The organism is Mucilaginibacter sp. UR6-11 (genome assembly GCF_020880695.1).
GTDB lineage: Bacteria > Bacteroidota > Bacteroidia > Sphingobacteriales > Sphingobacteriaceae > Mucilaginibacter.
The window spans coordinates 285557-298617 of the sequence record NZ_JAJIWO010000001.1; the positions used below are offsets into that span (position 1 = coordinate 285557).

Genomic DNA, 13061 nt, shown 5'->3' on the forward strand with positions numbered 1-13061 from the left:
ATAATTAAATATTAATAAATATCACCTTTTTTACCAACATAACTACAAATTCCTCGACAGTTCAAGAAAGTAAAGCTAATGTTGAAGTCATTGACTATAATGTATATTTGATGATGGATTTGCCTTATCAAAAAGATCTACCAGTACATTTATTGGCGGGGTGTTTTAATAATACTTCGGCGACTTATAAGTTTTATTGGTTTTTGGCTTTGTTGGGTCGAGTAGAGATTGGTGAAACCACGATTCAAAAACGCGACCTTTTTGCAGAGATGGTCGCGCATGCCTGGTACACGGTCAATTACTTTAAAGTATCATTTGGGAAACAGGATAAACTGCAAGCAGCGATTGATCAGATCAAAGTTTTAGAGCAATTGACCATAGATGCGGATCGTAGGTTGATTTTTCAGCACTTAGTAGCGAGCGAAAATAAACAGACCTTGCGTGAGTTGCGTTATTTTAACGGCGAAGTGCCACATCGATTTTTAAGTCCCTGGTTTCGCGCCGCTGATAGCCAAGCTGCTTATGCAGCCTCGCAAGCGTTAGAAAATCAATGCTTGTACGCACTTTACACAAAACATATCGAAATCAACCCGACCTGGATAGGTTACCTCAAACAACATGCGGGTATTTTACGCCAGTTCTGCTACTGGAACCTGGCCGTTTATTTACAGGCAAAAAACCCTAATGTGCCCGATATCCCGAGTAAACTTATCAAAACACCGATCAGAAAAACGTTAACAGAACAGCGTAAATTCTGGGACATCGTTGTTGGCGAGCTAGGGGGCGTCGACTGCATTTATACAAATAGGAAGCTTTTGATTGGTGATTATGCAGTGGAACATTTTCTTCCTTATGCTTTTGTATCACACGACCTGATATGGAACCTTATTCCTGCTGACCGTACTTTCAATAATTCCAAGAGCGACAAACTGCCTCCGTTTGAAAAATATTTTAAGCCCTATTTCGAATTACAGCGATCAGCACTGGAGATCATTCAACATAAGGCTCCTAAAAATAAATTTCTGGAAGACTACTTAACTATCATTCCTGACCTGTCCCTATTTGATGAGTTACGTATTTACGAGCAATTACAGCCAATGGCGACGATAGCGCGTAACAATGGCTTTGAAATGCTGTTAACGTAGTGTATTAATAAAATTCCGGTAGAATTCTTCATAATCTTTTGATTGTGTCGTCACGTAAATAACCTCAACTTCCAGGGCCATCAGTAAATCAACTCGGTCTTCTTCTTTTATTCTGGAAAACATGGGAATGATCCAACGTATCGTATTCGGAATGTGGACCCCCGCTCTTTTAAGCCTCGCCCTAAAATTAAGAATGAACCATAAGTGCGCTTCGGTATAATCCATTCCAAAACCAATTATATCGATATCACGAATAAAAAACAGATGCACCCAATTTAATTGGTGACGCTCCATCTCCTTTTGAATAAGGTCGTGCAATCCCTTACCGTTATCGCTTTTGATAAAGTGATGTATCTTTTCCAGGTAGTCGGAATAATGCTCAAAGCCTATCATGATGGAAGCTTCAGGATAATCCCGTATTTTGCCGTTGAAACCATTTAGGGATTCACCATGAATATGCCAAACCTGATGTTCTGCTACCTGATTGAAACGGTAAAGGCTGTATTTAGGCCTTTTTTCATTTTTGCCTTTTAGCGGGTCAAAATCTTTAAACAAGGCTTTTTCTATGCAGTAATCATAATTAGTCGTCAGGTAATGCTGATAATAGTTTCTTTCGATGAGTTCACGCAATAATGGATGTGGCTGCAGTTTTAGCGCTTCCTGGCCGATATAACTTTTAAGCTTTTTTATATTTTCTTCAACAGGCTGATCGCGGTTTATGCTATAAGATATTTCTTCAAAAAAAAGAGGAAAGGCCTTTTGGTTACGTTGAATATTTAACCCCGCGTCGCGGCAAACATTGGCCAACAAGTCATCCCAGGAAAAACGGGCCGCTAATTGGTTGGGACCGTTGCCGATGAAAAGATATTTTTTGTCGGGAAGATAAAACTGCCTGATGTCCTTTTTCATTTCGCGTGATATGCTTTATAAACGATCGGCTGTAACAGCAATTCTTTTAATGGCTCCGCCAAAACGTAAAAATCAGCCGTATTGCTTTCGTCGTCAAAATTATAAAGTCTGTAAATGAAGTAACTTCCCGCGTGCCGTTCGGCGAAAATATACTCGTTGATAGTATAATAAAACGGCGTAAGCGCGCCCGCAGAGGTGGTTTTTACTTCGATACACAAGTAATTACCATCTGCATCAAAGGAGCGAACATCATAACCAAGGCCATTAGGTACAATAGCAACCTGTTCGGCCAAGTCCGGCCTTCCGGCGGCCAGGAGTTTTTGTTTTTCATATTGCTTAACCAGTTCTTCGCCTGCATCGCCCGTCTCTTTGTGTTCGGCGGCTTCGGCCACGTAATCGGTATCGTTTGCCTGGAAAGAAGGGTTTACAGGCGGTAATTGAGTTATGCCTTTGGTTGGTGGGGATTGTTTGCGCAGTACGTTGCTGAAAACTTCCTCCGGAGTCGTTGCGCCCCAGGCTAACCGGATCAATTTGTCGTACAAAGCGGTATTCTCAGCGATAAAATCTCTGGTAAGGGTGATAAGCCGCTGCCAATCATAATTTTCGAAATCGCCGACCGGAATTGAGCGCCAACGTAAAGACTTGGGGATATTTTTGTCGACGATATCCTTTTGCGCGGCGGAAAGATGTGAGTTTTTCTCAAAATAATAATCCATCTTGTAGACGAGTTCCCGTCCATGTCCATCCAGCCCTACGGTGAAAAAGATGTCTTTGTTTTCGTCACCGACCTTATAAATCCGAGCCCAGGTGTAGGTTTTATACCGAGCTACCCGTTTTTTACCGGCAGGCGTATCTTCCCAGCCTTTTTGGCTCCACATTCTCCAATTGAAAGTTTCAAAACCCGGAAGTAATTTGATCAGTGCATTCGACCAATAAACGGTTTTCGTACCGGGACCGCTGATAATAAAGTTCTTAGCTGCAACATGCTCCGCGTTATGCTTATCGTAAACCGTGCCGCCCCAAGCATGTAAAAAATCAGTTTCACGTTCGTTAAAAAACGGATGATTGTAAGTCACCAACGGCGCCAACTGATAGAACGCTTTGTAATGCTCGTCGTCTTTCCAGAACTCCGCACAGCGTTTCATTTCCGCAAATCCGAAAAATTCCTCCGCCAGTTTTTTTTTGACGCCAAATCCGAAATCCTCCGCCAGTTCGTAAAATCCGGGGCCGTGATCGGTTAAGTCGGCATACATCGCCATTGAACTTAATAACGGACGCTTATGATCATGCTCCAGCTTGGATATTTCATAAAGTTCATTGCTCAAAATTCGGCGATCGCCCGGACTATCATGGTCCAATCCCAAGCGTTTCATGATATCGCCGTAAGTTATCGGCGTGAGTTTTCGCGCCTGGTCTATGAGTAAAGTTCTGATCTGGTGGTTCATTATGATAAGATTATGTTTAGGATGGTAATATTAATCAATAGGCATTACTTATAAAATATTATTTTCACCCTATGATAAAACTACTTTACATCTTTATTCACGACTACGGAAACATTAAAGATCAGGGCTTTAATTTAAGTTCTGATTATGTAGTTCAATTCGATTCCGTCCAAGTTAATCTGACCATTAAAGAGCAAACGGACAAGCTGCCGCATTTATTCCATCCCAAGATCATTGATGTGAAAGGTATCGTTGGAGAAAATGGTGCCGGAAAAAGTACTTTATTACATTATTTGTCTACGAAAGCTCATCAGCATGACGTCGGTTTCAGCGAAGAATACTTCGCTAAAGACATTCTAGTTTTCATGGTTGACGGACAATTGTATGTCAACGCCGGTAAAAGCTGGTCATTGTCGCCAGATGATATCATCAACAAAACAAAGTTGAATTTTGAACATTCGGCATTAAGCATCAATAGCAGTCATGTTTCGTGGCGAGACATCAATGAGCTTTTGGGAACAAAGTTCATTTTTTACTCTAATGTGTTTGATAATAAACCTGAGGAATCCTTCAACGAGTTGCTGAACATCAGTACTAATGCGCTCTCGAGATCGGATACGGTCACGCGTACGAACGGTCGTATTTATGAATCGAGTGTAGAGTCGCATCGTTTATTGGAAAACCAACGCCAGTTCGAGTTAGCAGTTGCAGGCGTTCGATTGCCTTTTCCGCTTCCGGATAATTTTCAAGTGAGGGATAATGAACTAGCCAAACACAATCTATCGCAATTGCTGTTTAGTAAAAAATTAAACAAACGTGTCGCTGGAAGGATTAAACGCTGGCTGGAACTTTGTCAAAAATACCATTGGCAAAAAAATGAACATTCGTTTCAAAGCATGTTGGACCAAGCGTTTTTTAGCCAACTAATTTTGAATCGTATTGTCGAAGCGGATCGCTACACACAGGAATATTTCAATGGCTATGAATCCTATACGTTTCAGTTATTGCTGGAAATATTGAGAAATTTTTCCAGTCGCAAAGGAACGATCAACTTATCTCTGCTAATCAAAAAAAGCAAGGCTTTGGAATCCAAAATTCCACCGGGAACTTTACAGGTAAGTGAGCAGCAATCCTATGAGATTGGTCTTGGTAAATCCGCCATTAGTGAAATGCTGGAAGACTATCACAAACTCCGTCAACTGATGGAACCGTTTTTCAAGAACCCCATGATGACATCGCAGGGTTTTTTAGTTCCACGGGGCCAGGAAACCGTGAATATATACCGACAGTACGTCGCATCAAAAAGTCTGCTAAATTACCTTGATTTCTTTCTTCCAAGATTGAGTTCGGGTGAATTAGGCTATTTAACATTGTTTTCCCGGTTTTATGCATTAGTTTCTCATACACACGCTTTGAGTGTGAGTTTGGAGGACCATGAGAGGAATCTGGTAATCCTGATTGACGAAGGCGATCTTTATTTCCACCCGCAATGGCAAACGCAATATTTGGCTTTTCTAAATGAGTTCCTGCCACAAATCTTGGGGGATAGATCCATTCAACTCATTTTAACTTCTCATTCGCAGTTTTTACCCAGCGATCTGCCCGTCGATCATTTGCTGTTCTTGAAGCGTGAGTCTTATGATGACAACGGAAAGACCGCCTATAAAGCGGCTGTAGTAGAAGGACCTGAAAGAACTTTTGCCGCAAATATTCATGATTTATTAGCGGATACATTTTTTATGCAGGGAGCACATATGGGTGAATTCGCCAAACAACAGCTTTATATACTCCTGGATATCTTGGAGGGAAAACAACAGCGAGGTAATTGGACATTATCACAGATTAAGAGACTGATTGCGGAAGTAGGTGAACCCTGGATGCGCTCGCGTCTCGAAGAAAAATTTTCACTTTATCTAAACGAACAGCAATGATTTCTCTCAATCACCTTCCTTTGAATAAGATTGCCGATAAACACCGTATCGGCATTTCACAATGGGCCTTTACCAAACGCCTGGAACCACTTTTGCAGCTGTATGAAGAAGTCGTTAAACCTACAAAGCGTATCGGGTTTCCACAAAAAAAACTGGAAGCTTTAACGGTTAATTTGGGACCGGACACAAAACTAAAAACGATTACGGTATTAAAAAAACTTTTCTCAGATAGCAAAAGCTTTAACGGTGGATTAGAAATTCTTAGAAAAATTAAAGCAGATTGGGATGACTTGTTGACGGGATTACCATCCAGGTTAGCCGTATTAATCACAGAATATGACCCTTTGTTCGATAAGCACAAATCCATTGATCTTAAAGGAAATCTCGTTTACGACAAGTCATTTAAGCTCGTACTGGATCAACTGGGACATATTTTTGACTATGAAGACAAATTTATCAAAAAAGAAGACCTGAAGAAAAATTGGGATGCTTATCGACTGGCGGAAGCTTTATTGGTTGATGTTTGTCCTTATTGCAATCGCCAATATACCAACACGATTATAGCGGAAGATGCAACCGCATCAAAGAAGATCACCTACGACAAAATCATCCGCCCGGAATTCGATCACTTCTTCCCGCAATCGCAATATCCTTACCTAGCACTTTCATTTTACAATTTGGTACCTAGCTGTAAGGTCTGCAATTCCTCATTGAAAGGACAAAAAGTGCTTAATCTAACAGATCATATTCATCCTTACTTAGGAGGTTATCATGACCTTATCCGTTTCAGGACCGGAATCGATTTGAGGGATTTCTTAAAAGACATCAACATGGATATACCGGTAGACATGAAAGTCGTCGGTAAACCGTCGCAACAACTTACTCGCGCCGAAGAAACGATGAAGGTTTTCAAAGTATCCCAGATCTATCAAATACATTCGGAGACCGCACGGGAGATTTTCAAAAAAATGACAAACAACTCAAAAAAGTATCTCCGAAGGGCAAAAGTGGAATCTACTCATGGAAGTAAACTATTTGACACTAAACAGCAGCTTTACCGGCATTTTGTCGGAAATTATATGGACGTCGAAGATTTTCATCGCCGGCCGTTGGCTAAACTCCAACACGATATCGCTGAGGAAACAGGCTTATTGGATTTTATTAAAAAATTAAAATAGTTATGATTTTGAGATTTGTTTCGAAGATAAGTGATCGCTGATGTCGAAACAGTCAACGAATTTTTGATATTCGTTTTCCTTTAGCGCGGTGTAGAAATCATAACATTTGCAACGGCCTGTATGCTCACGTTTAACAATTTTGTAAGTGGGCCGATCGTATTTTTCAACTGCCTTCTCAAGTGCGGATTTAATCAGGTCGCGGCCTTCTATTTCACCATTCTTAAACGGCACTTTAATTTTAGGATCATCATAACAAATCTCGACCAAATACTTTTCTAGATTTAATTTTTTATCCGGTGATCGAAACGTGAACATAATTTGAGCGTCTTCAGTTTTTTTACCTGCTGTATAATTTGCCCTAACTTCATCTATAGTTTGATAGTATTTGCGTTCGTCCGGCATCACATCAGGCCAACTTCCAGGATTGGAGCGAGTGATAAAAACTTCACTGAAATCTGCAGAAAGCAACAATCCCAATTTGATTTTAAATAGTATAGGGCCATAATAATTACGACGCGAGAATATCACGTGATGATCGGTACCATCAAGAAATGAAGAATCCCACACATCATGCCTTTTATCTTTTTCATCAGAGCCCTGTGGAGTTTGATGTAAGTGCTATCATCCTCGACCGCCTTTATAGTCATAAAGCTCCCAGCTTTAATAAAACTGATGGCGGTGCCCAGAAACCGTCGGTCAAATATTGGGTCACAAAAAACTGGCGACTACCCAGTTATACGCGCGGGTCACTGACACCAAAGTCCTGAAAGATATGGAAACGGTCAGGGACAAGTACAAAAGGAATTTACTTTGAAATAATATTTTTAGTAAATTCGTGTTTTACTGTAAGATATGGCTCCCCTTAGCATGCTTTCTGATGAAGAATTGTTGCCCGATTTGATCGCGGGCCGGGCGGAAGCTTTTACGGTGTTTTACGAGCGTTACCATAGCAACATTTACCAGTTTATTTATAAATATGTGCATTCGGCCCCTATGGCGGATGATTTGACGCAGGAGGTGTTCATTAAGATCTGGGACGGCCGGGCGCAGCTACAGCATGTGCAGTCTTTTAAAGCCTATTTATTGATCAGCGCCCGTAACCATACGCTTAACCGATTGAAGGCGGCTTTAAGGAATGAGCACGCCATGGGCGAAGTGGTGCGGAACTTTGTGACGCAGCGCAAGGCGACCGATGAGCGTTTGCTGGAAACGGACTATGCCGCTTTCCTGCAACGGGAGCTGGCGAAGTTACCGGAGCGCAGCCGGGAGATCTTCCGCTTATGCCGCCAGGAAGGCCGTACCTATGAAGAGGTCGCCCAGGAACTGGGGATCTCCAAAAGCGCGGTTAAAAATCATATGGTCTTTTCCATGAAAGTGCTGAAGAACGCGGTGGAAAAAGAACTCGGCGTATCCCTGGCAACTGTTTTAGCGGTCTTCCTGACCCGCTAAAAACTTTTTTTTTCTTTTTTGCTACCCTACCCCCATAGCAGCGTTGTCTTATCCAAAGAAGCGCATAACTATGGAAGACGAACAATACTATCGATTACTGGTACAACGATTCACCGATCGTACGGCGACAGACGAGGAATTGGAGGTATTTATTAAGCTGGCCAATGAGGGTAAGCTGGATGCTTACCTGACCGAGGCGATGAACCGGGAGGCGGGTATCACCGAGCAGGATGAGGCGAATTTCCCGGCACCGGTAAAAACGGTCAGGTTATGGCCGCGCTATGTGGCCGCGGCTTCTATTCTTTTGTTCTTGTCGTTTGGCGCTTATTTCCTTTTGAAACCGAAGCCAACGCCACAATTAGCACAAAACACGATTCTACCCGGAACCAATAAAGCCATCCTGACTTTAGGTAATGGCCAAAAGATCGATCTGAATGATGCGAAAAATGGTGCTTTAGTCAAAGCCGCCGGTATCCGGATCACCAAGGATAAAAAAGGACAGATCACTTATGTCGTAGAAAATACCGGCCAACCGGCACAGTATAATACCACTACCACGCCTAAGGGCGGTCAATGGCATTTAGTGCTGGCCGATGGTACGCAGGTGTGGCTGAATGCGGCATCGTCCTTACATTACCCGACTGCCTTTAATGGGAAGGAAAGACTGGTAGAACTGACCGGTGAGGGCTATTTCGAGGTCGCTAAAGACAAAGCGCATCCGTTTATCGTGAAAACGGCGCAGGAAAGCGTGCAGGTGCTGGGAACGCATTTTAATATCAATAGTTACGCTGACGAACCTTCGGTGAAAACCACGCTGCTGGAAGGATCGGTGAAAGTCTCGAACGCGCAGCGTTCGGTACTGATCAAGCCGGGTGAGCAGGCGGTGCTGGTCAATAATGATTTAGTAGTGAAAGAAGCCGATACCGAAGAGGCCGTGGCCTGGAAGGAAGGGCGCTTTATCTTCAATGATGAATCGCTGGAAAGTATCATGCGCAAGGTTTCGCGCTGGTACGATGTTGACATAACCTATAAAGGCGTGGATCCGAAACAGGTTTTCGGCGGTACGCTTTCCCGCTACGGAGAATTAAACAAACTCTTACATAAGATAGAATTAACCCAGGGAGTCCACTTTAAAGTTGAAGGAAGGAGGATCGTCGTTACGCCATAACCTGTACTAAAAATGAAGGACACAAAAAAACCGGAAGCGCTTCGAAAGCTCCCGGCTATGTTTTGAAGTCCGCCCTAACATTTAACATATTAGTTTAAACCATGGCCGCTGCCGGTAATTTTCGAGGTTCCCAGACAGCGCCAGCTAACAAAACGAAACAAATTTATGAATTTTTATCCGATACCCGGGTACTATTATCCCTATAAAAAGTCCGGGCAAATCCTCCGTATTATGAAGCTCATCATAGTTATCATAACGCTCGGCTTTTTAAACGTAACTGCCGCCACCAAAGCGCAGCAACTCACCCTGAATGTAAAAAAAGCCAGCCTAAAAAAAATCTTCGGCGAGATCCGGAAACAAACCGGCTACGACGTTTTTTACCAAAGCGAACAAATCAATCACACACAACCCGTGACGGTTACCTTCCAGGGCAAACCGCTGACTGAGGCGCTCGATATTATTCTGGCTGATCAGCAATTGTCTTATACGATTGAGGATAAGGCGATCGTGATCAAAGAAAGAGCGCCAGTTGCCAAAGACAAAATGAGCAGTCTTGTAGCCCCGATGTACCTCGTAGGACGGGTGGTCGATGAAAAAGGCGAGCCAATGGCGGGTGTGAACGTGCTGATCAAGCGGACGAAAACCGGCGTGATCACGGATGCCCAGGGCGTCTACAGGTTCTCTAACGTCGAGCTGACTGACATCCTGGTCGTGTCGTTTGTAGGCTATGAGACCAAAGAGGTTAAAGTTTCGGATTCGAAAAGAGATGTGCTGTTCGTGATCCAGCTGAGCCCGGGCATAACCAAACTCAGCCAGGTGAACGTGAGCGTTAGCAATGGTTACCAGGATATCCCGCCCGAACGGCAAACCGGTTCCTTTGAGCATATCACCAAAGAGCAATTGCAGCACAGTTCCGACCCGGACCTGCTCAAAAGGCTGGAAGGGATCACCACCAGTATGAATTTCAATAATAACCTGATCCCCAACAATTCCGCGGCATCCGGGAAGACTACGATCCTCGGCCAGCAACTCAATTCAACCCTGAACAACCTGACCATTCGGGGCAAGAATACGCTGCAGCCGAATTTCGACCCCAATAACCCGGTAGGGCAGGTACTGGTGGTGATCGATGGGATCGCTACGGCTTATACCGTTGACCAGATCAACCCGAATGATGTGGAGGATATCACCATTTTGAAAGACGCGGCGGCGGCCTCGATCTGGGGCTCACAGGCGGCCAACGGGGTGATCGTCATCCGGACCAAAAGGGGGAGCTATGAGAGACCCCTGAGCGTGTCGTTCAATGCCAATGTGAACGTCACGGATAAGCTGGACCTGTTTTCCCAAAAGCTGATGAGTACCTCGGATTATATCGATGCCCAGGTCCTGGCCTATAATTCTTCCAATCCTTTGGGACCGGTATCGGCCAACCAGTACCAGTTCATGGCCTCGCCGGTCGCCGAGATCATGGAGCAGCAGCATAACGGGCAAATTACGCAGGCGCAGGCTAATGCGCAGCTGGACGCTTTGCGCGGCAACGATGTCCGCAACGATTATACCAAATACCTGTTAAGAAAGGCGGTTACCCAAAGCTATGCCCTGGCCTTTGATGGTGGTTCCAAAGCGGTCGCCTATCATGTGTCGGCCGATTATGACCATGTTTTAAACAATACCATCGCCTCGGGCTCTAACCGGCTGTCGCTGACCTATAATACCTCCTTTAAGCCGCTGAAGAACCTGGAGCTGACCGCCAATATCCATTATACGCAAACCGGCACACAGGACCAGATGCCGGACAATCCGGTAACAGCCTCCATAGACGGGATCTATCTTTTCCCCTATACGCGGCTGGTGGACGGCCAGGGGAACCCGATTAATATTCCTTTCAAATACCGGCCGGGCTTCGTGGATATCATATCCTCCACCTACGGCAATGCCGTCCAGGACCTGCATTATAACCCCCTGGCGAATATCCAGGAGGGCTATTCCAATACGGCCAATAAGAACCTGAACTTCAATTTGGGCGGTACTTATAAACTCAACCCTGCCCTATCCCTCAGCCTGCTGTACAATTACAACAGGGGTAATGCTGAACAGAATCAACTGGATCGTCAGAACTCATTTTATATGCGGGACCTGGTGACCTTTTACACCAACCCCAGCACCTTGACCAAACAGATCCCACTGGGCGGCTTGTACAGGCCGATAGCCTATACCACCAATAACCAGACGTTGCGGGGGCAGCTGAGCTTTAATAAGGAATGGGGTAAACATGCGCTGAACGCCATCGCCGGCCTGGAAGGCGCCCAGACTTACGTGGTGAGTCAACCCTATGTTTTTTGGGGCTATGATGATCATACGCTGAAGAGCAATAATACCCTGAATTTCCTGGACCAGTTGCCCACCCTGTACAGCGATCCTTTCGGCGGCCAGAATTATGCCATACCCGCCTTTAGTACCAGTTCTACGGACAATAAGGTCAGGACCTATAGTATGTTCGGCAATGCGGCCTACACCTATGACCGGCGCTATACGCTGACGGCGAGCCTGCGCAAGGACGGCTCAAGCAATTTCGGGGTTGGGACGAACAAGAGCGGCGCGCCGTTTTACAGTTTAGGCGCGGGCTGGAACATCGTGAACGAAGATTTCTATCACCTTGCCTGGCTGCCGGTCCTGAAGCTGACCGCGACCTTCGGCTATAACGGTAATGTGAACCCTTATGTCTATCCTTTCCAACTATTGAGTAATAATAAATTCACATCGGTCAGCGGCTTAACGGTGAGTACATTAGTTCCCGGCAGCGCGACCAATAATGAACTGCGGCCGGAAAAAACGGCGGTGATCAAACTGGGGCTGGATTTCGGTTTTAAAAACAATGTCCTTACCGGCAGTATAGAATATTACGATAAACGCACGACCGACGCGATCTCCACAGATGACATTGATCCTTCGACCGGGATGAGTTCGCTTCCGGTCAATTCCGCGAACCTCCGGGGACAGGGGGTGGACCTGACGCTCAGCTCCAATAATATCCGGCGCGGCCGGTTCAGCTGGAGCAGTACCTTTTTGTTTAGCTATAACCGGGTGAAGGTGACCCACCTGTACACCAAAACCCCGCTCACCGTAGGGACGGCTATTTACGGTGCACCCAATTATAGCGAAGGTTCCGACCTTTCGCGGATCTTCGCCTTCCCCTGGGCGGGTTTGGACCCGGCAACCGGGAACCCGAGAGGGTACCTGAACGGGCAGGTGGTTTCCGCCTCGGACCAATTTTTCGATATCGGCAACCAGCCGGCATCCGCGGCCCATTATATGGGATCTGCCGTTCCGGTCTATTACGGCTCCTTCCGAAACACGCTGCGCTACGGTCCGCTTTCCGTTTCTGCCATGCTCCGGTATGCGCTGGGGTATTATTTCCGGAGGCCGCTGTATAGCATGGTGCAATATGCCAGTTTATTTGGGTATAACCAAAATAGCCCTCAAGGAGCGGAGTTTAGCCAGCGCTGGCAGAAGCCGGGGGACGAGGCCCATACCAATGTGCCTGCCATGACCTACCCGGGCGATGCCTTAGGCGACCTGTTCTACCAATACGCGGACATCAACGTAATCAAAGCGGATAATATCCGCCTGCAGGAGATCAATGTGAGCTATAGTTTGCCCAGCAAGAAGAAGTGGCTCATCAAGAACCCGCGGGTCTATGCCAATATCTCCAACCTGGGGATCATCTGGCGGGCGAACAAGCAGGGGCTTGATCCCGAGGTGAACGACTATGCCGCCCCGAAGACTTACGCGTTTGGTTTCAGTTGCAATTTTTAACCAAGGAATTAATTTAAAGC

At 45.2% G+C, this 13061-nt stretch carries 9 protein-coding genes; 6 read left to right on the forward strand and 3 right to left on the reverse strand.

The genetic code is table 11. The features are described 5' to 3' along the window. Positions 1 to 110 precede the first annotated feature (110 nt). Complete coding sequence (locus LJ658_RS01390) at positions 111 to 1145, forward strand: HNH endonuclease domain-containing protein (RefSeq protein ID WP_230544663.1); 1035 nt, start codon at positions 111 to 113, stop codon at positions 1143 to 1145. On the opposite strand, the gene LJ658_RS01395 is transcribed toward LJ658_RS01390, so the two are convergent. Both LJ658_RS01395 and LJ658_RS01400 read right to left on the reverse strand, forming a co-directional pair. After that, the gene (locus LJ658_RS01395) at positions 1137 to 2054 is read right to left on the reverse strand and encodes an SIR2 family protein (protein ID WP_230544664.1); all 918 of its coding nucleotides are present in this window, start codon (positions 2052 to 2054) and stop codon (positions 1137 to 1139) included. The two genes, LJ658_RS01390 and LJ658_RS01395, sit on opposite strands and share 9 nt — an antisense overlap. Beyond that, positions 2051 to 3499, reverse strand: coding sequence for a DUF3883 domain-containing protein (locus LJ658_RS01400; RefSeq protein ID WP_230544665.1), 1449 nt, complete (start codon positions 3497 to 3499; stop codon positions 2051 to 2053). Before LJ658_RS01400 ends, LJ658_RS01395 begins: the two co-directional genes overlap by 4 nt. Positions 3500 to 3570: 71 nt before the next feature. On the opposite strand from LJ658_RS01400, the gene LJ658_RS01405 reads away from it, so the two are divergent. Beyond that, complete coding sequence (locus LJ658_RS01405) at positions 3571 to 5430, forward strand: hypothetical protein (protein ID WP_230544666.1); 1860 nt, start codon at positions 3571 to 3573, stop codon at positions 5428 to 5430. Then, positions 5427 to 6608: a hypothetical protein gene (locus LJ658_RS01410; protein WP_230544667.1), complete on the forward strand. Its 1182-nt coding sequence runs from the start codon at positions 5427 to 5429 to the stop codon at positions 6606 to 6608. The genes LJ658_RS01405 and LJ658_RS01410 overlap by 4 nt, the downstream gene beginning before the upstream one ends. Here the strand turns inward: LJ658_RS01410 and LJ658_RS01415 are convergent, their stop codons facing one another. Further along, the gene (locus tag LJ658_RS01415) at positions 6609 to 7175 is read right to left on the reverse strand and encodes a hypothetical protein (protein ID WP_230544668.1); all 567 of its coding nucleotides are present in this window, start codon (positions 7173 to 7175) and stop codon (positions 6609 to 6611) included. Between the two features lie 285 nt (positions 7176 to 7460). On the opposite strand from LJ658_RS01415, the gene LJ658_RS01420 reads away from it, so the two are divergent. The 3 genes from LJ658_RS01420 to LJ658_RS01430 all read left to right on the forward strand — a co-directional run bounded on the left by LJ658_RS01420 (position 7461) and on the right by LJ658_RS01430 (position 13041). After that, complete coding sequence (locus LJ658_RS01420; RefSeq protein ID WP_230544669.1) at positions 7461 to 8057, forward strand: RNA polymerase sigma factor; 597 nt, start codon at positions 7461 to 7463, stop codon at positions 8055 to 8057. A 43-nt stretch (positions 8058 to 8100) separates the two neighbouring features. Beyond that, the gene (locus LJ658_RS01425) at positions 8101 to 9225 is read left to right on the forward strand and encodes a FecR family protein (RefSeq protein WP_230544670.1); all 1125 of its coding nucleotides are present in this window, start codon (positions 8101 to 8103) and stop codon (positions 9223 to 9225) included. Positions 9226 to 9456: 231 nt separating this feature from the next. Continuing rightward, the gene (locus LJ658_RS01430) at positions 9457 to 13041 is read left to right on the forward strand and encodes a SusC/RagA family TonB-linked outer membrane protein (RefSeq protein ID WP_230544671.1); all 3585 of its coding nucleotides are present in this window, start codon (positions 9457 to 9459) and stop codon (positions 13039 to 13041) included. Positions 13042 to 13061 lie beyond the last annotated feature (20 nt).